Below are 24,059 nucleotides of genomic sequence, written 5' to 3'. Positions count from 1 at the left end.
CGGGTCATGAGTCGTGCAACTTCAACCACCTGGCCCAAGCGCCTGGCGCCGTGGGCCCTGCCACTGCTGTTGCTGGCGGTATGGCAACTGGCGGTCAGCGTGGGCTGGCTATCGACCCGCATCCTGCCAGCGCCGAGCGCGGTGGTCAGCGCCGGCATCGAGCTGGTGCGCAGCGGCGATATCTGGACCCACTTGGCCATCAGCGGCTGGCGGGCCGGTGTGGGCTTTCTGATCGGCGGCAGCATCGGCCTGTTGCTGGGCTTCATCACCGGGTTGTCGAACTGGGGCGAACGCCTGCTCGACAGCTCGGTGCAGATGATTCGCAACGTGCCGCACCTGGCGCTGATCCCGCTGGTGATCCTGTGGTTCGGTATCGATGAGTCAGCGAAGATCTTCCTGGTGGCGCTGGGGACCCTGTTCCCGATCTACCTCAACACCTACCACGGCATTCGCAACGTCGATCCGGCGCTGGTGGAGATGGCGCGCAGCTATGGGCTGTCGGGCTTCTCGCTGTTCCGCCAGGTGATCCTGCCGGGGGCGCTGCCTTCGATCCTGGTGGGCGTGCGCTTTGCCCTGGGCTTCATGTGGCTGACCCTGATCGTCGCCGAGACCATTTCGGCCAGCGCCGGCATTGGCTACCTGGCCATGAACGCCCGTGAGTTCCTGCAAACCGATGTGGTGGTACTGGCCATCGTGCTGTACGCCGTGCTCGGCAAACTGGCCGACCTGGCCGCCCGTGGCCTGGAACGTGTGTGGCTGCGCTGGCACCCGGCGTACCAGGTGGCGAAGAAGGAGGGCGCATGATGACCGTGCTCAAGGAACAGCCGCCGCGCCTGCTGCGAGGCATCCCGTTGGCCGCCAACGGCCTGCGCAAGACCTTCGGTCAGCGTGACGTGTTGCGTGGTATCGACCTGCACATCCCGGCCGGGCAGTTCGTGGCCATCGTCGGGCGCAGTGGCTGCGGCAAGAGCACCTTGCTGCGTCTGTTGGCTGGCCTCGACCAGCCCAGCGCCGGCGAGCTGTTGGCCGGTGCAGCGGCGCTGGCCGATGCCCGCGAGGAAACCCGCCTGATGTTCCAGGACGCCCGCCTGCTGCCTTGGAAGAAGGTGATCGATAACGTCGGCCTGGGCTTGTCCGGCGACTGGCGCAAGCGTGCGCTGGATGCTCTGGAAGCCGTCGGCCTGGCGGATCGCGCCGACGAATGGCCGGCCGCGTTGTCGGGTGGCCAGAAGCAGCGCGTGGCCCTGGCCCGTGCGCTGATCCATCAGCCGCGCCTGCTGCTGCTGGACGAACCGCTGGGTGCGCTGGATGCCCTGACCCGTATCGAGATGCAGCAACTGATCGAGCGCCTGTGGCGCCAGCATGGCTTCACCGTGCTGCTGGTCACCCACGATGTCAGTGAGGCTGTCGCCGTGGCCGACCGGGTGATTTTGATCGAGGACGGCGCCGTTGGCCTGGACCTCTCGGTCGACCTGCCCCGACCCCGGGCGCGTGGTTCGCACCGCCTGGCCGCGCTGGAAAGCGAAGTGCTCAACCGTGTTCTGTCCGCGCCGGGCACCCCGCCCGAGCCGGAACCTGTAGCCCCTTTGCCCACGCAATTGCGTTGGGCCCACTGAACCCCCGAAGCCAATAGAGAAGGAACCACACCATGACCATCAAAGCCATCAACGTGCGCAACCAGTTCAAAGGCACCGTGAAGGAAATCCTCGAAGGTCCGGTACTGTCGGAAATCGACGTACAGACCGCCTCCGGTATCGTCACTTCGGTGATCACCACCCGCTCGGTGAAAGAGCTGGAGTTGCAGGTGGGCAGCGAAGTCATCGCCTTCGTCAAATCCACCGAAGTGTCGATTGCCAAGCTGTAAGACTGATTCCCCTGGGCTGCTCAGCCGCCCAGGGGAATGTCACCTTACGCCGGCGGACGCAGGTTGCCGAACAGCTGGTTAGCTTGCGTTTCGCTCATGCTGCCACGCCACGCGCCTGCACCCAGGTCGCGCTCGCTTGCAAGCTTCAGATGACCGGCTTCGAGCCGGTTGAAGCCTTGTGTGGGCCGTTTGCGGAAGTGGAAGTGCGCGTACCACAGGGGCGATTGGGTCGCGCGATCACGAACCAGGTACTCCTCCAGGTACTCGGCAGGATTGCCCTGGCGGTCGAGCTTTGGCTTCAAGATACGCGACCAGGCCACCTCCACCGCCTGTTGCTCCAGCAGATAATGCAGGTGTCCGACCGTTGGCTTGCCAGTTGCCTTGGTCTGCGCGGTGCGCAACTGACGGCCCAGCGTCTGCATGTGCCCGGCGGCAGCGTCCAGTCGCTGTGTGAGTGCGTGCTGTTCGGCTGTGATCGCGCTACCGGCTTTGCGCCGGACTTGGCCGGCGATGAAGCGCAGTTGTTCGGCGTGCCCCTGAGCGATGTCCTCCAAGTCGACGGGAATGGCTTCAGGCGTCTGGTATTGACGTAACTTGGCCTGCTGCTTTGGAAGATCGTCCAGCCGCGCAGTCGCGGAGTCGACGAGTTGCTGCAGTGTCTCGGTCGGGGCTGCGCGTTCTGGCGTGGAGGGCTGCCACAGGTTTGCCTCGTTCCTGACGTAGATGCGATGTGGTCGATCGGAGTGCGGCTGGTTGATACGCATGCTGAGCTGTCCGCCCTCGACGTGCTCGCGGCCGATCATCGGCCCTTCCACCGTTTCGAACAGACGTGGCCGGCTGACAGCGGGACCGGGCCGAGTGGCTGGGCGTTGGCGTGCGGCGGTGGCTGCTGCCCTGTCGAGTGTGGCCTCGATTTCCTCTCCAATCTTGCGCAGTAGCTGGCGTAACGCCAGAACTTCATTGGGCGCCAGCAAGTCATGGAAGTTGTCCTCCCAAGCTGTGAGGTGGCTCAGGAAGCGCGCATATTGGCGTTGCGCACTGCTGAGGAAGTTGCGCTCCTGGGGCCGACTGAGATTGGCTTTAGGCAGAGCAAGGTGACTGTAGAGCGTATTTTGCAATACGGCGCCGTGCTCTATGAAATGCGTCAGGAATGCACTTGCCTGGAAATGCTCAACGGCATTTGCATGGAGCAATGTCATCGACAGGAATGACGCCCTGAGCAATTGGGCATTGGTGATATCCAGCGTCAACCCAGTTTTCGAGACCCTCTGGAGGTATTCAGTCAGGGCTTTACCCTGCAAGGTCTTGCACCTCGCGTGATGGCGGATTGCCAAGCGTTCTATTTCCGTGAGGGTTGCGATCACCTCCTGATTCGCAAGCAGGCTGTCCTGTGTCACGCGCTTGCGCGTGGTCGCCGACGGTATAGTGTCTTGCAGGGCCTGTAATGCGTTGCTTGCGAGCTCGCTCTGCCGCGTGCTGAGGACCAGGCGGTCCGATGCAATATGCATCTGTGCCTCGCTCATCTCACTGATATTCGCCTCGCACAATGATTTGAAGGTGGCGTAATCCGTTCTTTTCAGGGTCGCGCGTTGCTCTTGCAGCCGAGCAATGCTGCGCGAGTTGAATTCGATGCTACGTTCGAACTCATCACTCAACTGCTGGCGGGCCCCGGCAAGCGCCACCCGCTGTGCATCGTCCGGATGTGCGCCCTCGACCACCGCTTGAAGCGCGGAGCGGTAGTTCGCGTGCTTGGTTTTCAAGCGCGCTCTGATGCGTACCAACTCGTCATTGATGTCGTGCGCCAGTTCAATTCCGGTCAGTTGCCGGGGCTGGCGGCGCAGTAGCTGGCGCCAGTAGGCGATGCCCTGGTCGTATAGTGTGGTCAGCACGCCGCCCCCTCCTTGCAGACCGTTATCGACCAGCAGCCCGTTGAGCCTGCCCGGCGTCTCCCACGCACCTTGCTCACTCAGCCGCACCGGTTGGCGATAGGTGCGTAGGCCCTGGGGCTTGAGCCGCCAGGTGGCGTAGGTAGGGTCCCAATCGACGGCATACCAGGTATTGCTGCGTAGGATGTAGTGTTGTTGGGTGGCGGTGTGTTCGAACACGCCTGCCCCTTGTGCCAGTGTGGAGCGCAGCATCGGGCCGGCTGGCAGTTCGGCTTCATAGCCGATGAACGGGCTGGGGGGTGTCTTGCGCACCTCGCTCACTGGCGTGAGCAGCGTCTGGCGTTGGCGTTGGCGTGTCAGCAGGTGCGCCGTGCTTGCAGGCTGGCCAGGGTTGCTCGCCAAGGGGGCGAGGGTGAGGATGGCGTCGCTCAGCGACTGCAACAGGCTGACCAGGTGTTGCAGGCCTGCTTCAGTACTGCCATTGCCGAACGCCTTGACTGCCGCGGTCGCCGCCTGCCAGCCGTCGTAGAGCGATAAGGCCGTACCTGCGCCGGGCACCATGCCGAGCGCCAACCTCAGGCCGAGGAAGAAGTAATGGTCGAATACCTCCGGCGCCGCCAAGGCCATATCGGCCTGGCTGCGCGATGAGTCGCGATGACTGCGCAGCAGCTCACCCATCTCCAGGCGAGACTCATAGGTTGGCAAGCTTTCAGTGCGGGTTGAGCCCAGCGCGATGAACGACCTGAAGCCATTTGCCAAGGCCATCTCGATGTACTTTTCGTTCTCGCCAGGAGTGCCGGACTGGGTCTTGTCCGCCAGATAGCGGGCCATCTGCGGATCCAGCGCCATGTCTTGCAGTGCCTCGCATGCCTCGCCAGGGCTGGGGTACTGGCTGATCACCTGGCCATTGGGTGCCTCTGGCAGGTACAACAGCACTGGGGTGTGCTCTTCATTGATGACCGTGATGCCAGACAACCCCACTCGATCGGTGGAGCCGTCGGCGGCAATGCCCGGCCTTAGTTCAAGGGTGTGGTAGGTGATTGTTCTGGCCACGCTGGCATCGACCTGCTCGCGGCAGAATGTTTCCAGCAGTCGCTGGCCATCGGCGTCGAGAGTGCTCGGCCTGCTCAGAGCCAACAGCCGCAGGCGATGCTCGTAAGGCCTGCGCAAGGTTTCCTGGCGCCATTGCGCCTGCCAGGCCGTCTCTTGCGCGAAGCCCAGGTAGGCATTGACGATGCGCGTCTCATAGCGGCCGGCGGTATCCAGCTCGGTGATCAGCGATGCCAAGTAGGCTGACGTGAGCTCGCGCTCCAGGACGGGATTCGCTGGGTCCAACTTGACCTTGGCATTGGCCAGCCTCAAGCGGCGGCTGTCATCCAGCGCCGTCAGCATGAAAGCCTCCAGGGCAATATCATGGCGCGTCTCACTGAAGACTGGTACATCTCTGGACGCTGCACCCATTCCCGACTGGCCGCTCACCACTTTCTTCAGCGTGACGCTGTCAGCAATGTCCAAGGTGATCCGTGGTATAGCCGGTACGCCGAACGCTTTGCGTAAATGGTCATTCAACAAGTGCAGGGTGAACTGACTGCGCGATGGCAGGCTCCAAGTGAGCAAGTCGGCAGAGGCATGCAGCGCGCTTCGTAGCGAGTCGACCTCGGTCGCCAGCTCCGCGAGTTGCTCGGTGCCGAGGTGCTGCAACGGCGCGAGTTGTTCCTGAATATGGCTGCTGCGGTTGGCTTGCGCCAAGCGCGCGAAGGCAACGGCCCTGGCGCGGTTTTCGCTGACACACAGGCGCTGTCGGGCGAGTTCCCGGGACGTCTCGGCAGGCAACGCGGTGACGATGGCCCCTACGCAATGCTCCATGAAGTCCGAGACGATGACCGGATGATTGAAGGCCAGCGGTGTATCTTGGGTGAGTAGCGCCTGCAGCTGTGTGTCGTCGAGCGTGGCTGTTTCCAACAGCGCATCGGGCCAGGCACCGTGCAAGGTCAGTTGCAGGCTGTGGACAAGGGCCGCTTCGTCTTCGAAGGCCATCAGCCCGCCGCGTTGCCCTGGACGGTATAGCAGCACCGATTGCAGCGGATCTTCCTCGTCTTCCTCAGGCAATGCACGGAATGTCATGTAGCCGTTCAGTGGCCATGTACGGTCGCCGCTGACCAGTTCCAGGGCGCAGGCTTGCACAGAGCGTTGCAGGCTTTGCCCAGGTCTCTCGACGAGCTGTTCGACCCACTCCAGATGAGCGTCGGACAGCTCGCCCAGTGCATGCTGTATACGGGCTTCGAGCAGTAAGGCCTGAACCAGGCGCTGGTTGATCGGCGCAAGGTGCGCTTGCAGGCTATCAGCGGTCACTGGCTCGGCCAGTTCGAGCAGGTCGATGTCCTGTGCGTCCTGCAGTTGGTCCAGCGCGGTCTGATGCTCACGCAGCGCGCTGAGCTTGGTCGACGAAGGATCACTTTCCCCGTCGAGATGCGCCTCCAGCAGGGCCTCCTGGCGCTCGACCTGCTGCTCGCGCCATCCGACGGGCAGGTGCGTGGGCAGACAGGCAAAATGGATCTCTTCCTCCGCCAGTGCGCTATCGTTGGCCATCACCTCTTCGATGCTGGTCTCAAGCGTGGCAGATATGTTCTGGCGAACGATTTCCTGGCGTTGCGCTTCCCAGGCTTGCAGCGTTGACCAGTCCAGCGGGCCGGTTTCGCTTTGCAGGCAGATCTGGTGCAGATGATGGTCGGCGATCTCCTGCTGCTGGCGCTGGGTTTCTTCTATCAGGGCCGCGAAGCCGTCGGTTTGCAGTTCGGTGATCAGCACATCGTCCAGGCTGCCATCGGTGAGGGGCGAGCGCGGGTCTGACCAGAACGTGAAGCGGTTTTCGAACACCCAACTGCGCAAGCGCTTTAGGTCATCGAATGCCAGCACATGGGTGGACAGCGACGGTAGGTAGGCCAGCCAGCCCGTTTGCCCTGTCTGCGGGGCGATCAGCAGGGCGAACGTACTGGTCAGCTTGGTGCCTGCTGGGAGTCGCCACTGCAACTGCGCATAGTTCGGCGCAGCTTCTCGGCCTTGCAGCCAGCGCTGGGTATCCAAGCTACCCAGTCCGTAGGCCAGGTTCAGGCTGTTGCTGAAATGCTGGCGCAACAGCTCGCAGGCGTGGGCGTGGCGTGAAACGAAAGTGCCCGGCATGCGTGCTTCCCAGTAATCGCGCTGGGCCTGCAAGTTCGTGCCAGTCACCCGCGGGCCAAGCTCTCTTGCCCAGTCCGCGGCGCTCATGCGAGCTTGTGCTTGGGTGTCGGCGAAACCCCAGGTCGACCAGCCCATGAAGGCATTGGCCGCCACTGGACTGGCCATGAGGCGGGCGGCGAACGTCAGCAGGGTCACTTGGCTGTCCGCGTGGCGCAGGCCGCAATGGGTCGGGTCCATCTGCAGATGGGTTTGCAGCTTGTCGTGCAGCGTCTGGCGCAGGCTGGGCGCTAGATTGAACAGGCGACGCAGTTGACTGGCGCTGTCCTGCAAGGGTTGGCGAACGGCGGCGAGCAGGTTGCCCTTGCCGGCCAGTTGCGGGCGCAGGACGGTGTCGTCGTTGATGGCGAGTGTCTTGAGGTCGAGCGGGTTGGATTCTGCCGAGGGCATGGATGATGATCCCTTCAAGGACGGTGGGTGGAGCCACCATTGAAGAGATTCGGGCGCGCCAGAAGGCGGTAGAAATATATGCTCAGTTGTTACGGCGCAGGGGTAGGAAGGGCGGTAGGTAAAGTGACAGGTAGGCTTCGAACACGCGCATGCCTTCTTCTGCCATGCGCGGCGTGATCTGCTCGAACAGCTGCATGGAGCGGGCGTAGACGCGGTCGCTCAGTTCCATGGCCAGGGCGAACACATCGACGTCACGCGGCATCGTGGGCAAGTCGAAGTGCTGTGCGAACAGGCTGTGCATCAGCTCACCGAGTTCCATGTCGTGCTGGCGGTCGGCCTGCACCACCTCGCTCAGTCCATGCTGGGCAAGGATCAACTGCCGTGCGGCGGCGTCTTCGTTGTAGATGGCCAGCATGCGCTGTTCGATCAGCCGCGACAGGCCGTGCCAGGTATCGAACGCTGTGTTGTCGATCGGCGCACTCAAAGCCTCGCGGAAGGCCCGGTGCACATCGGCAGTCAGTGCCTCCAGCAGGGCGGGTACGCTCGCAAAGAAGTGATACACCGACGACGGTGGAATCTGTGCTCGCTCGGCGACGCTGTAGATCGACAAGCCTGCCACCCCTTGCCCGGCCAGTAGCTCGCGCGCCGCCGCCAGGATCGCATCGATCCTGGCCTGGCTGCTGGCGCGCGGTTTGCGCGAGGTGACGGGACGGTTCATCAGTTGCTGATGGCCAGGATACTGGCCTGATAGGCACCGACGAACAGGTCGAAATCACCGACTTCCTCCTGCTCCAGCTCCGTTTGCTTGGCCAGCGACTCGCGGGCCAGGGTCTCGAAGGCCTGTTGCTGCTCGACGCTCAGCGGTTGCTCACGGAAGGTCTCGGCGTGCAGACGGCTCTGGCGCAGCGAGAACTGCACGAAGGTCTCGTCGTGTTCGGTCATGCGTGCCAACACCTGGGCGGAGGGCGTGAGCGCGGCGTCATCGACCTTGGCCTGTTGCGCTGCCAGGGCCCTGGCGTGGGCGTCGCTGCCTTGGGCACGGTCGAGCAGTTCGGCCAGCTGGCCGATACGCCCGATCAGTTCGCTGGCCCACTGCTTGAGTGCGACTGGCTGGCCATCACGCTGTAGCTCAAGGCCTGGGCGCCGGCCTTCCTTGACCACGGTGAGGAAGTTGTGGGTGCACTGGCCGCATTCACCGTTTTCCAGCGCGGGGCTTTGCTCCAGGGCGCAGAACAGCAGAAACGCGTCGAGGAAGCGCGCCTCGGTGAGGTCGATGCCCACCGGCAGGAACGGGTTGATGTCCAGGCAGCGTACCTCGACGTACTGCACGCCACGGGCGGTCAGCGCCTGGATTGGTCGCTCGCCGGTGTAGGTGACCCGCTTGGGGCGGATGTTCGAGTAGTACTCGTTCTCGATCTGCAGGATGTTGGTGTTCAGCTGTACCCACTCGCCATCCTTGTGCGTGCCGACCTCCACGTAAGGCGGGTAGGGCGTGCCCACGGCCTTGCGCAGGCTGTCGGTGTAGCTGGCGAGGTCGTTGTAGCAGGGCGTGAGGCCCGCCTGGGCGTTGCTCTGGTAGCCCAGGTCGCTCATGCGCAGGCTGGTGGCGTAGGGCAGGTAGAGCGTCTCGGCGTCCAGCTCCTCGAGCTGGTGCGCACGCCCGCGCAGGAAGCCTTTGTCCAGGGCGGGCGATGCGCCGAACAGGTACATCAGAAGCCAGCTGTAGCGGCGGAAGTTGCGGATCAGCGCGATGTAGGCCGAGGACTGGTAGTCGCGCACGTCCTGCTCGCTGCCCTCGGCTTGGCGCAGCAGGGGCCATAGCGCTTCGGGCAGCGAGAAGTTGTAATGGATGCCGGCGATGCACTGCATGGTGCGGCCGTAGCGCAGGGCCAGGCCCTTGCGGTACACGTGCTTGAGCTTGCCGATGTTCGATGTGCCGTACTCGGCGATCGGGATGTCCTCTTCGGCCGGCAGCGCGCAGGGCATCGACGGGCTCCACAGGTATTCGTCGCCAAGCTTGGTGTAGACGAAGCGGTGGATCTGTTCGAGGTTCTCGAGCACCTGGGCCGGGTCTGCCAGTGCTGGAGTGATGAACTCCAGCAGCGACTCGGAATAGTCGGTGGTGATCTGCTCGTTGGTCAGCGCCGAACCCAGGGCTTCGGGGTGCGGGGTCTGGGCCAGGCGACCTTCGTCGGTCACGCGTAGGCATTCGCGCTCAATGCCGTGCAGGCACTGCTTGAGCAGGTCGATATTGTCGCCGAGCAGGCTCAGGCGGCGGTTGAGGAGGTCGCTCAAGATGGATTCCTTCACGCGTCAGTCGCCCCAATATGGGGGTGGAGGTGACGGTCTACAAGGGTAGTTGGAAAAGGAACTGGCGTTGTCGCCTGGTTTACGCGGTTCCGTCGCATCCGATCGAGGGCAAGCCAGTTAAGGTTCATTGGGGCCGCGTTGCGCCCCTTCGCGGGTAAACCCGCCCCCTCAGGGACCGCGCCGCACTTGAGTTGAGCGCAGAACCTGTGGGAGCGGGTTTACCCGCGAAGGGCTGCAAAGCAGCCCCAATTGGCTTAACTGACTGGCTTTAGGGCTTGCCCTGTGATCAGGCGTGCAGCATGGCGTCGAAAATACCGCAGATGGGCCTCTGGCAGCTAGAGAACCGCGAAGGTTCCCTGCGCCTTGGCCACCCGCTTGTCGCCCTGAAACACGTCAGCGTCGACTACCAGTGTGCGGCGCCCGGCGTGCAGCACCTGGGCGATGCAGGTCACTTCGCCTTCGCTGACCGCGCGCAGGTAGTTGATCTTGCACTCGATGGTCACGCTTTGCTGGTCGAAACCATGGCTGGCCGAGCAGGCCAGGCCCATGGTGATGTCGACCAGGCTGAAGATCGCCCCGCCATGTAGCTTTTGCCCGCGGTTGCGCAACTGCGGCGTCAGCGCCAGGGCAACCTCGGCCACGCCGCTGTCCAGGCGTTGCAGGCGGCAGCCCAGCAACTGGCTGAAGGCGCTCTCGACGTATTCCTTCGGAACGTCCATTACTTCTTCTTCAACTGCTTGGCATTGGCGAACAGCGCGGCCATGGCATTGTTGGCCGGCGCGGCGGTGGCGGTTTCACGCGGGCGTTGCGCCTGTGGTTGGCGATTGCCAGCGTTGCCACCGCGAGTGCCGCCACGGTTACCCTCGACCTTCTCGCCGGGAGTGTCGCTCATGCGCATCGACAGACCCACGCGCTTGCGCGGGATATCCACTTCCATGACCTTGACCTTGACCACGTCGCCGGCCTTGACCGCTTCACGCGGGTCTTTGACGAACTTCTCCGACAGCGCCGAGATGTGCACCAAGCCGTCCTGATGCACGCCGATGTCGACGAAAGCGCCGAAATTGGTGACGTTGGTCACCACGCCTTCGAGGATCATGCCCGGCTCCAGGTCCTTGAGGTCTTCGACGCCGTCCTGGAAGGTCGCGGTCTTGAACTCCGGGCGCGGGTCGCGGCCTGGCTTGTCGAGTTCCTGCAGGATGTCGGTAACGGTCGGCAGGCCGAACGTCTCGTCGGTGAACGTTTTCGGGTCCAGGCGCTTGAGGAAGCTGCTGTCGCCGATCAGCGAGCGGATGTCGCGCTGGGTATCGGCGGCGATGCGCTGTACCAGCGGGTAGGCCTCGGGGTGCACGGCCGAGGCATCGAGCGGGTTGTCGCCGTTCATCACGCGCAGGAATCCTGCGGCCTGCTCGAAGGTCTTCTCGCCCAGGCGGCTGACTTTTTTCAGTGCTGCGCGGGTGGCGAACGGACCGTTGGCGTCACGGTGCGCGACGATATTCTGCGCCAGGGTGGCGTTCAGGCCCGAGATGCGCGTCAGCAGCGCCACCGAGGCTGTGTTGACGTCCACGCCCACGGCGTTCACACAGTCCTCGACTACAGCGTCCAGGCCTCGCGCCAGCTTCACCTGAGACACATCATGCTGGTATTGGCCCACGCCGATGGATTTTGGGTCGATCTTCACCAACTCGGCCAGCGGGTCCTGCAAACGACGGGCAATCGACACCGCGCCACGGATCGATACGTCCAGGTCGGGGAATTCACGGGCAGCCAGCTCGGATGCCGAATACACCGAGGCGCCGGCCTCGGAGACCATGACCTTGGTGACTTTCAGCGCTGGATATTTTTTGACCAGTTCGCCGATCAGCTTGTCGCTTTCACGGCTGGCGGTGCCGTTGCCGATGGCGATCAGTTCGACCGAGTGCTTGGCGCACAGCGCGGCGAGGATCGAAAGGGTGCGGTCCCAGTCGTTCTTGGGCGCGTGCGGGTAGACCGTGGCATGGTCCAGCAGCTTGCCGGTGGCATCGACCACCGCCACCTTGCAGCCGGTCCGCAGGCCTGGGTCGAAGCCCAGCGTTGCGCGGGGGCCGGCGGGCGCGGCGAGCAGCAGGTCGTGCAGGTTGTGGGCGAAGACGTTGATCGCCTCGCCTTCGGCGTTGTCGCGCAGTTCGCCGAACAGGTCGGTCTCAAGGTGGGTGTACAGCTTGACCTTCCAGGTCCAGCGGACCACCTCGCCTAGCCACTTGTCGGCCGCACGGTTGCGGTTCTCGATCCCCACATGGTTGGCGATCATCAGCTCGCAGGGGTGCAGTGTGCCGGGCAACTCTTCGCCGACTTTGAGCGAGGCGCTCAGCACGCCTTCGTTGCGCCCACGGAAGATCGCCAGGGCGCGGTGTGACGGGGCGTTGCGCAGCAGTTCGTCATGCGCGAAGTAGTCGCGGAACTTGGCGCCTTCCTCTTCCTTGCCGGCTACCACACGGGCGCTGAGCACCGCTTCCTGCTTGAGGAAACCACGCAGCTTGTCGAGCAGGGCGGCGTCTTCGGCGAAGCGCTCCATGAGGATGTACTTGGCGCCTTCGAGGGCGGCTTTAACGTCAGCTATGCCTTTTTCGGCATCGACGAAACGCGCAGCTTCACTTTCCGGGGTCAGTTGCGGATCGTTGAACAGGCCGTCGGCCAACTCGCCAAGGCCCGCTTCCAGGGCGATCTGGCCCTTGGTGCGGCGTTTTTGCTTGTAGGGCAGGTAAAGGTCTTCGAGGCGGGTCTTGGTGTCGGCAAGCTTGATCTCGCGGGCCAGCTCCGGGGTGAGCTTGCCCTGTTCGTCGATGCTGGCCAGGATACTGGCGCGGCGCTCGTCGAGTTCGCGCAGGTAGCGCAGGCGCTCTTCCAGGTGGCGCAGCTGCGTGTCGTCCAGGCTGCCGGTCACTTCCTTGCGGTAACGGGCGATGAAGGGCACGGTCGAGCCTTCGTCCAACAGGCCCACGGCCGCCTCGACCTGCTGTGGGCGTACACCCAGTTCCTCGGCGATACGGCTGTTGATGCTGTCCATGTAAACCACCTGACAATTGTGAATACGAAGGTGCGCAGCGGGCTCGGGCGCCGGCGGCGCTGGATCAAAGCGGCGCATTATACCCATCGTGCCGGGGTTGCGGTGATGGCGCTGCGCCAGCCCTTTGCGGCGTGGAAGTGGCACCGCGGGAAAAATCTGCTAACAATGCACACGGCACGCGCAGCAGTGGCTACGCCATAATGCGCGGCGATCCTAGAGGAGTGATTCATGACCAGCACTGCAAACAACGCTGAAGGCGAAAAGATTCTCATCGTCGACGATGATCCGGGCTTGAGCAGCCTGCTGGACCGTTTCTTCACCAGCAAAGGCTACCGCGTGCGCACGGTGCCCAACGTCGAGCAGATGGACCGTCTGCTGGCCCGTGAAGTCTTCAACCTGGTGGTGCTCGACCTGATGTTGCCGGGCGAAGACGGCCTGTCTGCGTGCAAGCGCCTGCGCGCCTCGAACAACCAGATCCCGATCATCATGCTCACCGCCAAGGGCGATGAACTCAGCCGTATCAAAGGGCTTGAGCTGGGGGCGGACGACTATCTCGCCAAACCGTTCAACCCCGACGAGTTGGTGGCCCGGGTCAAGGCCGTGCTCCGCCGCCAGGCGCCGAGCGTACCGGGCGCCCCGGGCAGCGAGGAAGAAACCGTCACCTTCGGCGACTACGCGCTGTCGCTGGCCACCCGCGAACTGAAGCGTGGCGACGAAGTGCACATGCTGACCACCGGCGAGTTCGCCGTGCTCAAGGCGCTGGTGATGCACGCCCGCGAGCCGCTGACCCGCGACAAGCTGATGAACCTGGCCCGTGGCCGCGAGTGGGACGCCCTGGAGCGCTCCATCGACGTGCAGATCTCGCGCCTGCGCCGGATGATCGAGCCTGACCCCTCCAAGCCGCGCTACATCCAGACCGTTTGGGGCGTGGGCTATGTCTTCGTGCCGGATGGAAACGCCAGCAAGTAAGCCCGTCGGCTCGCTACGGTGTGGCAGGGCGGCTCCAGTGGGTCGCCCTGTTTGCATGTGTGGCGGTCGGTACATTTCGGTGGGCGACTCCACCTTCGCAGCGCAGTAGTTGGCAACGATGAAAACCCCTCTCTGGTTCCCGCAAAGCTTCTTCGCCCGCACCTTATGGCTGGTGCTCATCGTCGTGTTGTTCTCCAAGGCGCTGACGCTGGTGTACCTGCTGATGAACGAGGACGTGCTGGTCGATCGGCAGTACAGCCACGGCGTCGCGTTGACGCTGCGTGCCTACTGGGCGGCGGATGAAAGCAACCGCGACCAGATTGCCGAGGCGGCGGGGCTGATTCGGGTGACCGGCTCGGGAGTGCCCGAAGGTGAACAGCACTGGCCGTACAGCGAGATCTACCAGCGCCAGATGCAGGCCGAGCTTGGCGAAGACACCGAGGTGCGTTTGCGTATTCATGCGCCACCGGCTTTGTGGGTCAACGCCCCAAGCCTGGGGCCGGGTTGGCTGAAAGTGCCGCTGTACCCACATCCGCTGCGTGGGCAGAAAATCTGGAACGTGCTGGGCTGGTTCCTGGCCATTGGCCTGTTGTCCACCGCGTCGGCCTGGATTTTCGTGCGCCAACTCAACCAACCGCTCAAGCGCCTGGTATTTGCCGCCCGCCAACTGGGCCAGGGGCGCAGCGTTCGCCTGCCGATCAGCGACACCCCCAGCGAAATGACAGAGGTGTACCGTGCGTTCAACCAGATGGCCGAGGACGTCGAGCAGGCTGGGCGCGAGCGTGAATTGATGCTGGCGGGAGTGTCCCACGACTTGCGCACACCGTTGACCCGCTTGCGCCTGTCGCTGTCGTTGATGGGCAACGACAGCGACCTCAGCGACGACATGGTGCGCGACATCGAGGACATGGATGCGATCCTTGACCAGTTCCTGGCGTTCATCCGCGATGGACGCGACGAACCGGTGGAAGAGGTCGATCTTAACGAACTGATCCGCGACGTGGTCGCCCCGTATAACCAGCCCGAGGAGCGGGTACGCCTGTGCCTGGAGCCGATTCCGCCCTTCCCGCTGCGCAGGGTGTCGCTCAAGCGTATGCTCGGCAACCTGATTGGCAACGCCCTGCACCATGCCGGTAAGGGGGTTGAGGTGGCGGCCTATGTGTCTGGCGAGCAGGGTGCGCCGTACGTGGTGCTCAGCGTGCTGGACCGTGGCACCGGGATCGATGAGTCGGAGTTGGAGACCATCTTCAACCCGTTCATCCGTGGTGATCGGGCCCGTGGCGGCAAGGGTACCGGGCTGGGGCTGGCAATCGTCAAGCGCATTGCCGCGCAGCATGGCGGCAATGTTGAGTTGCGCAACCGTTCCGGTGGAGGGATCGAGGCGCGGGTGCGCTTGCCGTTGGGGCTGTTGTTACCGCGCGATGCCGTCTAGGGCCGAGCACGCGGGGCGTCGATACGACTTGCCCCGCGAGCGCCGTCAGCCTTTACCCTTGGTACGGGTCTGATTCGGTCCACCGTTCTTTTCCAAGTGTTCGATGATCATGCCGGCAACATCCTTGCCGGTGGTCACTTCGATTCCCTCGAGTCCCGGTGACGAGTTCACCTCCATCACCAGCGGCCCGTGGTTGGAGCGCAGGATATCCACGCCGGCAACGCTCAGCCCCATGACCTTGGCGGCGCGGATGGCGGTCATGCGCTCTTCGGGGGTTATCTTGATCAGGCTGGCCACGCCACCGCGGTGCAGGTTGGAGCGAAACTCGCCCGGCTTGGCCTGGCGCTTCATCGAGGCGATGACCTTGTCGCCGACCACGAAGCAGCGAATGTCGGCGCCGCCGGCCTCCTGGATGTATTCCTGCACCATGATGTTCTGCTTCAGGCCCATGAAGGCCTCGATCACCGATTCGGCCGCCTTGGTGGTTTCGCACAGCACCACGCCGATGCCCTGGGTGCCTTCGAGCACCTTGATCACCAGCGGTGCGCCGTTGACCATTTGAATCAGGTCGGGAATGTCGTCCGGCGAGTGTGCGAAGCCTGTGATCGGCAGGCCGATACCGCGCCGTGACAGCAATTGCAGTGAGCGCAGTTTGTCGCGGGAGCGGGCGATGGCCACCGACTCATTGAGTGGATAGACGCCCATCATCTCGAACTGGCGTAGAACTGCACAGCCGTAGAACGTGACCGAAGCACCGATGCGCGGGATGACGGCATCGAAGCCTTCCAGCGGTTTGCCACGGTAGTGGATCTGTGGCTTGTGGCTGGCGATGTTCATGTAGGCCCGGAGCGTATCGATCACCACCATTTCGTGGCCCCGTTGGGTGCCTGCCTCGACCAGGCGGCGGGTGGAATACAGACGCGGATTGCGCGAAAGCACAGCGATCTTCATGCAGCACCTGTGACAGGGGAAAGGGTGGCCGGGAAGGCCGGTTTGTCCTGGACGTACTTCACGCCTGGGTTGACTACCAGTTGACCGTGGACCAAGGCCTTCGATCCAAGCAACAGGCGGTAGCGCATGCTCTTGCGGCAGGCCAGGGTGAACTCCACCTCCCAGACCCGGTTGCCCAGCGCCAGCGGAGTGCGGATCACGTAGCGGGTCTGGGCGTGGCCATTGGAGCTTTTGATGGTTTTCATGGTCACCAGCGGGGCTTCGCAACGGCGATGGCGCAACTGCACCACCGTGCCCAGGTGCGCAGTGAAACGCACCCAGCGCTCGCCATCGCGCATGAACGGTTCGATCTCGGTGGCGTGCAGGCTGGAAGTACTGGCCCCGGTGTCGATCTTGGCGCGCAGGCCGGCGACACCGAGGTCTGGCAAGGCGACCCACTCGCGCAGGCCGATCACAGTCAGGTGGTCAAATGTCTTCACGAAGCGCGCCCTGCGGATGAGGAGGTGAACTGTAATCACGGCCTGGATTTTTTGCATCCGTCAGTGACGGTAGTACAGTTCTGTGACAGACAGCATTCGAGGAAAAACCATGGCACAAAAGTCTGACGATGACGACAAGGTCCGCCTGGACAAATGGCTATGGGCGGCGCGCTTCTACAAGACCCGTGCTTTGGCCAAGGCCGCCATCGAGAGCGGTAAGGTGCACTGGCGTGGTGAACGCTGCAAGCCTGGCAAGGAGCCGCGGGTAGGGGACGAGTACGTGCTGCGCACTGGGTTCGACGAGCGTACCGTGGTGGTCAAGGCGTTGTCGGTAGTGCGTCGCGGTGCGCCCGAGGCGCAGGCGCTATACGAGGAAACGCCGGAAAGCGTGAAGCGCCGTGAGCAGGCAGCAGAGTTGCGCAAGGCTGGGGCCTTGGGGATGACCACCGATGGGCGGCCGAACAAGAAGCAGCGGCGCCAGATTCACCAACTGCACGGCAGTTTCGAGTGATGCCATGGCGGTATATGGAATACCTCACAACGCTTTGATTGGGCGAGCAGGTGTAGGAGCGGCCTAGTGCCGCGAAGGGGTGCGAAGCAGCCCCAGGATTTCAGCTTCATGCAAACATAGAGGGGGGCGCTGCGCGCCCCTTCGCGGCACAAGGCCGCTCCTACAGGGGGCGCGTGATGCTGAAATCTGTGGGCTTACCCCGCGATCAGGGGATCAAGCTGCGCGCATGACGCTCATGCGCCCGATCAACGGCAACTTGCCGAGCAAGCGGAACAACGGCGCGGTCCAGCGTATCAAGGCCCGGCTGGCATTGGCCGCCAGCGGTGTATGGCAGCTCCAGCCCAAGGCCAGGATGGCCATCAGCAGGCCGCCGATGTAGTCGTCCTGGCCCCAGTGGGCGCCGGCCACCAGGCGCGGCATCATGAACACGAACGCCAGTGCCCAGGTAACCAGGTGTTGCACCAGACGGCGACTGAACAGGCTCATGTACAGCGCCCAGATCAGCAGGACCGAGGCGTGGTCACCGGGGAAACTCTGCCCGGAACGGTCCTTGAGTTCCCACTTGGCTTCCAGGTTGGGGTAGTAGTCGCTCAGGTGCACGGCGTCATCGAAATTCATCGATGGGCTCTGGTGTTGCCAGCCCATTGCCCCGACCCACTTGGAAAACAGCGCGCGAATCACCACTAAGAGCAGTAGCGTGACCAGGAAACCGAAAAACGCCTGACGCACCTGCACCGCCTTGAACACCCAGTCGCCGCGAACCAGCAGCGACAGCATCAGCAAACCGACCAGGATGTCGAACGGACGCAGGCTGCCGATCGCCCAGATGCTGCGCCAGACCACGTTGTCGGCCAGCGGCGCATTGAGCGTGCGGAACAGCCATTCGTCGAATGTCAGGCACAGGATCTGGCCAATGGGCCATAACCAGAAACACAGTAACGCGATGGGTAGCAGCGTGCAGGCTGCCAGGGGTCCCCAGGACCACTTCGCTTGGAACAGTGGTCGATTGTCCATAAGATACCTCGATGTCCTAAAGGGTTTGGGCGCCTAAAAAGCGCTCTGCAGGGGGCTTCTTAGCCACCTGTAATTATTTTGTCATTATTTTCAGATAGCCAGACAACCATGAGCGACTTGCCAGATACTGATTTCACCCAACGTTTCATCTTCGACGACCGCGATGTTCGCGGCGAGATGGTCGCGCTGGAAAGCAGCTACGCCGAGGTACTGGCCAAGCACGACTACCCACAGGCCGTGCGCCAGTTGCTCGGCGAGTTGATGGCTGCCGCTGCACTGTTGGTCGGCACCTTGAAGTTCGATGGCCTGCTGATCCTGCAGGCTCAATCCCAGGGGCCGGTGCCGCTGCTGGCGATCGAATGCACCAGTGAGCACGACATTCGCGGCCTGGCGCGTTATGAAGCCGAGCAGATCAAGGCCGATGCAACCCTTGCCGACCTGATGCCAGGTGGGCATTTGGTGCTGACTATCATCCCGGTCAATGGCCAGCGTTATCAGGGCACTGTCGAACTCGACGGCAAGGACCTGTCGGAGTGCTTCACCAATTACTTCGTCATGTCGCAGCAGGTCAATACCTGCATCGCCCTGGCCGCCGATGGCGCACGCGCACGCGGCCTACTGGTGCAGCAACTGCCCGCTGACCGTCAGCGCGACAGTGAGGAGCGCGATGAAAGCTGGGCCCACGTCAAAGCCCTGGCCAACACGGTGAAGACCGAAGAATTGCTCGGCCTGGACAACGAAACGGTGTTGCACCGCCTCTATCACGAAGACGCCGTTCGCCTGTTTGATATTCAGCCGCTGCGCTTCAAGTGCAGTTGCTCGCGCGAACGTTCCGGCAATGCCCTGGTCAGTCTTGGCGAGCCCGACGCCAAGGCGTTGGTCGAGGAGTGCGGCGGCACGGTCGAGATCGACTGCCAGTTCTGCAACGAGCGCTATATGTTCGATGCGAGCGATGTCGCGCAACTGTTTGCCGGTGGTGGCACGGACTCGGCGTCAGAAACTCGTCACTGAAACGTTAAAGCACAGGGGAATCTCCTGTCGAATTGCGCAAAAACGCAGTTCTGACAGGAGGGGCCTACTTTTTTTGGGCGTTTCTGGCATAATCCGGCCACTTTTTTCGCTGTAGTAGTTTTTTCAAAGCTACTACAAAACGTTTGGAGCACTCGGCCTCGGGCCGGATGGGGTATCTCATGACGCAAGCCAACAACACCGTGTACACCGACCTGAGCGTCGATGAGCTGGTAAAAGAAGCGCTGTCCCGCGGTGAAGGCGTGCTGGCCGATACTGGCGCACTGGTAGTCGAAACCGGTCACCGTACGGGCCGTTCACCGGCCGACCGTTTCATCGTCGAAGAACCGTCCACCCAGGACGCCATTGCCTGGGGCCCGATCAACCGCAAGTTCCCGGCTGACAAGTTCGATGCCCTGTGGAACCGCGTCGAGGCGTTCAACAACGCCCAGGATCACTTCGTTTCCTACGTTCACGTAGGGGCTGCCGCCGAGCACTACCTGCCGGTGAAGATGACCACCCAGACTGCCTGGCAGAACCTGTTCGGTCGTTGCCTGTTCATCAACCCGGAGCAAGGCCAGTTCAACCCGGCCGGTCGCGACCAGTGGCAGATCCTCAACGTCGCCAACTTCGTGTGCGAGCCTGAGCGTGACGGTACCAACTCCGATGGCTGCGTCATCATCAACTTCGCTCAGAAGAAGGTGCTGATCGCCGGCATGCGTTATGCCGGTGAAATGAAGAAAGCCATGTTCTCGGTGCAGAACTTCCTGCTGCCGTCCGCCGACGTGCTGCCGATGCACTGCGCTGCCAACATCGGCGAAGAGGGCGATGTGACCCTGTTCTTCGGCCTGTCGGGCACCGGCAAGACCACCCTTTCGGCCGACGAAAGCCGTTACCTGATCGGTGACGACGAGCACGGTTGGGGCGAAGGCGTCGTCTTCAACATGGAAGGTGGCTGCTACGCCAAGTGCATCGACCTGTCCGAGAAGAACGAGCCGGTCATCTGGAAAGCCATCAAGCACGGTGCCGTGCTGGAAAACGTCGTACTCGATGCGGACAAGCACGCCGACTACGCCGATGTCAGCCTGACCCAGAACAGCCGCGCCGCCTACCCACTGGAGCACGTCGCCAAGCGCGCCGAAGCCAACCTGGGTGGCGAGCCGAACGCAGTGATCTTCCTGACCTGCGACCTGACCGGTGTACTGCCTCCGGTGTCGATCCTGAACAACGAGCAGGCGGCTTACCACTTCCTGTCCGGCTACACCGCGCTGGTCGGTTCCACCGAAATGGGTTCGGGCGGCGGCATCAAGTCGACCTTCTCCACCTGCTTCGGCGCACCGTTCTTCCCGCGCCCAGCCGGCGAGTACGCTGAGCTGCTGATCAAGCGTATCAACGCGTTCGGCTCCAAGGTCTACCTGGTCAACACTGGCTGGACCGGCGGTGGCTACGGCGTTGGCAAGCGCTTCAGCATCCCGACCACCCGTGGCGTGATCGCTGCCATCCAGAGCGGTGCGCTGGTCGGTGCCGAGACCGAGCACCTGGACATCATCAACCTGGACGTGCCAAAAGCCGTGCCGGGCGTCGAGACCGAGCTGCTCAACCCACGTAACACCTGGGCGGACAAAGCAGCCTACGACGAGGCCGCCAAAGGCCTGGCCAAGCTGTTCACCGAGAACTTCAAGAAGTTCGACGTCTCCGACGCGATCAAGGCCGCTGGCCCGCAGCTGTAATCGGTCACCGGTTCGGATCGAAAGCCGCCCCTCGGGGCGGCTTTTTGGTTTTTCAGGGGAGTAGGCGTGCTGCGAGCAGTATGGGATGCTGCTCGGACATGCTCAGGACCGATCAGGTAGGCCCCATGACCGAATCCCCGCAACGCTCTGCCTTCTCGCATTTCCACCCGATCCTCACGCGTCCCCAGGACAACGGCCTCAACGGTCATCTGGCAGGCTCCACGGTGCACGGCTTCTTCGAAACCGCGATCCAGGCATTTCTCGTCGAGCAGGCCGAACTGGACCTGCGTGACGGTGAGCTGGCGGCGTTCGTGGTCAGTTCGACAGCCGACTTCTTTGCGCTACCCGGCTTTCCCGACGTGCTCGAAGTGGGCTTGGGCGTGACCCGCCTGGTGGGCAGTACCGTAGAGTTTCGCCTGGCCCTATACCGTCCTGGAGACGCCGAGGCTTGCGCGGCGGGGACGGTGGTTCAGGTTTTCATCGAGCGCAGCAGTGCAAGGCCGGTGGTGTTGCCTGAAACCTTGCGCCTGATCCTGGCGGGGCTGTCACTCAATCGTTGAGGCAGATGATGCCTTCGCGCACGGCGAACAGCACCAGGCCGGGCACGTCACGGATTTGCAGGCGGTGCATGATCTGCGAACGGTGCGCCTCTACCGTCTTGATGCTCAGGCCAAGGCCTTCGGCGATGGAGCGCGTGGTTTCGCCGCGTGCGATCAAGCGCAGGATCTCCAGCTGGCGGGCGGTCAGCTGCATGGTCTGATTGTTGATCTTGCGGTGGCGGCTCTGTTTGACGGCCTGGCCGATGACCAGCGGCAGCACGGCTGAGCACAGGTACTGCCCGCCGGCTTGCAAGGATTGCAGGGCCAGCTCCAGCTCGAGCACCGTTGCGCTCTTGAGTAGAAAGCCTTGGGCGCCTTGGCGCAGGCATTTCATCACGAAATCCAGTTCCGAGCGCGAGGACAGCATCAGCACCGCGCTTTCTGGCGCGCGCAGGGCGAGTTCATGCAGGGTCTGTTCATTCGCCGAGGCAAGCTCGACATCGAGCAGGATCAACTCCGGCTTGAACTGCTCGGCCAGTGCGACCGTACCCAGGCTGTCACCCGCTTCGCCGACGACGACATATTCTTTTTTTTGTTCGAGCAACGCTCGCAGGCCTGCTCTGAACAGCGGCGAGTCGTCAGCAAGGAGTACACGGCAACGCATAGGCTGTAACCTGTCTTGCAAAATTGTGGAAGCGTAATGACAGCGGGTAGCGCCATACGCTGCGGACATCCACCTGCTGTCCGCGTGCTTACTTGCGAAATCGACGAATGCATGTGGCACGAATCGGTTGCTCGAACCGCACTGCACGATCTCCCTCATCGCGAGTCTTCTGGTTCGGCGAATTGGCTGATCAGCACAGGCAAGCGCTGCAACGGTTCGACCCGCTGCGCAGCCCCCAACCTGATAGCTTCCTTGGGCATGCCGAATACCACGCAGCTTGCCTCGTCCTGCGCCACGGTACTGGCACCTTGTTCGCGCATGGCGAGCAAGCCGCGCGCACCGTCATCCCCCATGCCGGTCATGATGATCCCTAGCGCATGGCTCCCTGCATGACGTGCGACAGAGCGAAACAGAACGTCTACGGATGGCTTGTGGCGGTTGACCGCCGGGCCGTCGAGCACCTCGACCACAAAATGTGCGCCACTGCGCTTGAGCTGCATGTGCAGGCCGCCTGGCGCGAGTAGTGCCAACCCGCTGTGCACGCGGTCCAGATGCCTGGCTTCGCGTACCTCGATCTGGCACAGGCTGTTGAGCCTGCGTGCGAAATCGGCGGTGAATTTTTCCGGCATGTGCTGAACGATCACAATGCCTGGGCAGTTTTCCGGCAAGCGTTTGAGGATGTGCTCCAGCGCCAGGGTACCGCCCGTAGAACAGCCAAGTGTAACGATTCGCTCTGGATTTTTGAGACCGCACGTCGTAGTGAGGGGAGTTTTTTTTTCATCGACTGGCTTGCTCGCAGGCACGCGCGCAGGGGCTTGTCGTGCGGCGTGCTCGACACTGCGCACCAGTTCGTTTTCAAGGTCTTCCAGGCCCTTGCGCAGCCCCAGCTTGGCCTTGGTGAACACGCCGGCGGCACCGGCCTTCAGGGCCTGCTCCAACATTGCCGTGCCGGGCTCGGTGAGGCTTGAGCAAATCAGCGTCGGGGTCGCGCGTTCTGCCATGACTTGACGCAGGAAGGTCAGCCCGTCCATGCGCGGCATTTCCAAGTCGAGGATCAGAACGTCGGGCCATTCCTTGCGCATTTTCTCGATGGCGTACAACGGGTCGGCGGCCATGCCAATGACGCGAAGGTGCGCATGCTTTTCCAGCAACTGGGTCAGCACCTGGCGGACCAGTGCCGAGTCGTCGACGATGAATACGCGGATCGGTTCTTTGTTGTGGTTGTTCATACCCGCTCGAACACCGACGGTTGTGCCAGGCGCAGCGGCAGGTCGAAGCCGTGGATGCTTTCGGCGTGCCCGATGAACAACAGGCCGCCGACGCGCAGCTGGCCAACCATGCGCCGCACGATGTCCTGTTTTTGCGCAGGCTCGAAGTAGATCAGCAAGTTGCGCAGGAAGATCACGTCGAAGGTACCCAAGTCATCGGGCAACGGCCGGATCACGTTGACTTCGCGAAAATGCACGCGCGAGCGCAGATTGGCCTGGATGCGCATGCGCCCCTGCATCTCGCCCACACCGCATTGACAGTGCCGACGTAGCCAGCCCGGTGGGAAATAGCGGCTCTGGTCCATGCTGTAGATCGCGCGCTCGGCCTGGGCGAGCATGCTCTGGCTCAGGTCGCTGGCCACGATCGACCAATCGACGCGGGCATGCTCGGCGGCGACCATGGCCAGGCTATAGGGTTCTTCGCCTGACGAGCAGGCGGCGCTCCACAAGCGCTGCGGGGTGCGCTGGCGCTCCAGCCACTGGCCGAGGAATTCGAAGTGCGGGTGCTCGCGGAAAAAGTACGTTTCGTTGGTGGTCAACAGGTCCACCACCAAGCGCCGTTCGCGCTGATGCGCGGGGTCGGCGATCAACGCCAGGTACTGGTCGTAGTGGGTGAACTGGAAGTGCCGTAGCCGACGCATGAGGCGCCCAGCCACCAGGGTGCGCTTGTTGTCCGCCAGGTGAATGCCCGACGCGTCGTGCATCAGGCGTTGCAATTGTTGGAACTGGGCCTCGCCCAGCTTGGGGAGCTGCAGCATGAG

Annotated in this window: 20 protein-coding genes; 9 read left to right on the top strand and 11 right to left on the bottom strand. The window is 62.9% G+C overall.

Going from position 1 to position 24,059, the window contains the following annotated elements; all coding sequences use genetic code 11:
* The first annotated feature begins 6 nt into the window (after positions 1-6).
* Genes ssuC through FEM01_RS16380 form a run of 3 tightly spaced genes read left to right on the top strand, consistent with a single transcriptional unit; the run spans position 7 to position 1,864 of the window.
* A complete protein-coding gene (gene ssuC / locus FEM01_RS16390) occupies positions 7-804 on the top strand; it encodes an aliphatic sulfonate ABC transporter permease SsuC (protein WP_138220535.1) in 798 nt (265 codons plus the stop codon).
* The gene (gene ssuB, locus FEM01_RS16385) at positions 804-1,616 is read left to right on the top strand and encodes an aliphatic sulfonates ABC transporter ATP-binding protein (protein ID WP_138220579.1); all 813 of its coding nucleotides are present in this window, start codon (positions 804-806) and stop codon (positions 1,614-1,616) included. Before ssuC ends, ssuB begins: the two co-directional genes overlap by 1 nt.
* A gap of 32 nt (positions 1,617-1,648) precedes the next feature.
* Complete coding sequence (locus tag FEM01_RS16380) at positions 1,649-1,864, top strand: TOBE domain-containing protein (protein ID WP_008095172.1); 216 nt, start codon at positions 1,649-1,651, stop codon at positions 1,862-1,864.
* Between the two features lie 44 nt (positions 1,865-1,908).
* Here FEM01_RS16380 and FEM01_RS16375 read toward each other — a convergent pair whose 3' ends face one another.
* From FEM01_RS16375 to FEM01_RS16355, 5 genes are all read right to left on the bottom strand, one after another.
* A complete protein-coding gene (locus tag FEM01_RS16375; RefSeq protein WP_138220534.1) occupies positions 1,909-7,377 on the bottom strand; it encodes a dermonecrotic toxin domain-containing protein in 5,469 nt (1,822 codons plus the stop codon).
* 82 nt (positions 7,378-7,459) lie between these two features.
* Positions 7,460-8,095: a TetR/AcrR family transcriptional regulator gene (locus tag FEM01_RS16370; RefSeq protein ID WP_138220533.1), complete on the bottom strand. Its 636-nt coding sequence runs from the start codon at positions 8,093-8,095 to the stop codon at positions 7,460-7,462.
* On the bottom strand, positions 8,095-9,672 hold the full coding sequence (gshA, locus tag FEM01_RS16365) for a glutamate--cysteine ligase (protein ID WP_171030977.1): 1,578 nt from the start codon (positions 9,670-9,672) through the stop codon (positions 8,095-8,097). Before gshA ends, FEM01_RS16370 begins: the two co-directional genes overlap by 1 nt.
* A 350-nt stretch (positions 9,673-10,022) precedes the next feature.
* Positions 10,023-10,406 (bottom strand): PaaI family thioesterase, encoded by a 384-nt coding sequence (locus tag FEM01_RS16360; protein WP_138220531.1) that lies wholly within the window; start codon positions 10,404-10,406, stop codon positions 10,023-10,025.
* Entirely contained in the window at positions 10,406-12,733 is a 2,328-nt protein-coding gene (locus FEM01_RS16355) for a Tex family protein (RefSeq protein WP_138220530.1), read from the bottom strand. Before FEM01_RS16355 ends, FEM01_RS16360 begins: the two co-directional genes overlap by 1 nt.
* Before the next feature lie 228 nt (positions 12,734-12,961).
* On the opposite strand from FEM01_RS16355, the gene ompR reads away from it, so the two are divergent.
* Positions 12,962-13,702, top strand: a complete 741-nt coding sequence (ompR, locus tag FEM01_RS16350) for an osmolarity response regulator transcription factor OmpR (protein WP_138220529.1) — start codon at positions 12,962-12,964, stop codon at positions 13,700-13,702.
* A 118-nt stretch (positions 13,703-13,820) separates the two neighbouring features.
* Complete coding sequence (locus FEM01_RS16345) at positions 13,821-15,134, top strand: ATP-binding protein (protein ID WP_138220528.1); 1,314 nt, start codon at positions 13,821-13,823, stop codon at positions 15,132-15,134.
* Positions 15,135-15,179: 45 nt separating this feature from the next.
* On the opposite strand, the gene rimK is transcribed toward FEM01_RS16345, so the two are convergent.
* The gene (gene rimK / locus FEM01_RS16340) at positions 15,180-16,085 is read right to left on the bottom strand and encodes a 30S ribosomal protein S6--L-glutamate ligase (RefSeq protein WP_138220527.1); all 906 of its coding nucleotides are present in this window, start codon (positions 16,083-16,085) and stop codon (positions 15,180-15,182) included.
* Positions 16,082-16,564, bottom strand: coding sequence for an ATP-dependent zinc protease family protein (locus FEM01_RS16335; protein WP_138220526.1), 483 nt, complete (start codon positions 16,562-16,564; stop codon positions 16,082-16,084). Before FEM01_RS16335 ends, rimK begins: the two co-directional genes overlap by 4 nt.
* Positions 16,565-16,673: 109 nt before the next feature.
* Between FEM01_RS16335 and FEM01_RS16330 the strand changes: the two genes are divergently transcribed.
* Positions 16,674-17,075 (top strand): RNA-binding S4 domain-containing protein, encoded by a 402-nt coding sequence (locus FEM01_RS16330; protein WP_138220525.1) that lies wholly within the window; start codon positions 16,674-16,676, stop codon positions 17,073-17,075.
* Between the two features lie 213 nt (positions 17,076-17,288).
* Here FEM01_RS16330 and FEM01_RS16325 read toward each other — a convergent pair whose 3' ends face one another.
* Positions 17,289-18,089 carry a phosphatase PAP2 family protein gene (locus FEM01_RS16325; protein WP_138220524.1) on the bottom strand — a complete coding sequence of 267 codons (801 nt, stop codon included), beginning with the start codon at positions 18,087-18,089 and terminating at the stop codon, positions 17,289-17,291.
* A gap of 108 nt (positions 18,090-18,197) precedes the next feature.
* On the opposite strand from FEM01_RS16325, the gene hslO reads away from it, so the two are divergent.
* The 3 genes from hslO (at position 18,198) to FEM01_RS16305 (ending at position 21,387) form a co-directional block, all read left to right on the top strand.
* Complete coding sequence (gene hslO / locus FEM01_RS16320) at positions 18,198-19,100, top strand: Hsp33 family molecular chaperone HslO (RefSeq protein ID WP_138220523.1); 903 nt, start codon at positions 18,198-18,200, stop codon at positions 19,098-19,100.
* A 179-nt stretch (positions 19,101-19,279) separates the two neighbouring features.
* Positions 19,280-20,827, top strand: a complete 1,548-nt coding sequence (locus tag FEM01_RS16310) for a phosphoenolpyruvate carboxykinase (protein ID WP_138220522.1) — start codon at positions 19,280-19,282, stop codon at positions 20,825-20,827.
* Positions 20,828-20,952: 125 nt separating this feature from the next.
* On the top strand, positions 20,953-21,387 hold the full coding sequence (locus tag FEM01_RS16305) for an acyl-CoA thioesterase (protein ID WP_138220521.1): 435 nt from the start codon (positions 20,953-20,955) through the stop codon (positions 21,385-21,387).
* On the opposite strand, the gene FEM01_RS16300 is transcribed toward FEM01_RS16305, so the two are convergent.
* The 3 genes from FEM01_RS16300 to FEM01_RS16290 all read right to left on the bottom strand — a co-directional run bounded on the left by FEM01_RS16300 (position 21,377) and on the right by FEM01_RS16290 (position 24,056).
* Positions 21,377-22,030 carry a response regulator gene (locus FEM01_RS16300; protein ID WP_138220520.1) on the bottom strand — a complete coding sequence of 218 codons (654 nt, stop codon included), beginning with the start codon at positions 22,028-22,030 and terminating at the stop codon, positions 21,377-21,379. The genes FEM01_RS16305 and FEM01_RS16300 overlap by 11 nt on opposite strands.
* 155 nt (positions 22,031-22,185) lie before the next feature.
* Complete coding sequence (locus tag FEM01_RS16295) at positions 22,186-23,259, bottom strand: protein-glutamate methylesterase/protein-glutamine glutaminase (protein ID WP_138220519.1); 1,074 nt, start codon at positions 23,257-23,259, stop codon at positions 22,186-22,188.
* The gene (locus tag FEM01_RS16290) at positions 23,256-24,056 is read right to left on the bottom strand and encodes a CheR family methyltransferase (RefSeq protein ID WP_171030976.1); all 801 of its coding nucleotides are present in this window, start codon (positions 24,054-24,056) and stop codon (positions 23,256-23,258) included. The genes FEM01_RS16295 and FEM01_RS16290 overlap by 4 nt, the downstream gene beginning before the upstream one ends.
* Between the last annotated feature and the right edge of the window lie 3 nt (positions 24,057-24,059).

Source organism: Pseudomonas mosselii (assembly GCF_005796105.1).
Taxonomy (GTDB): Bacteria; Pseudomonadota; Gammaproteobacteria; order Pseudomonadales; family Pseudomonadaceae; genus Aquipseudomonas; species Aquipseudomonas mosselii_C.
The sequence above is the reverse complement of the archived record's forward strand: the minus strand, read 5'-3'. Positions and strand labels throughout refer to the sequence as shown.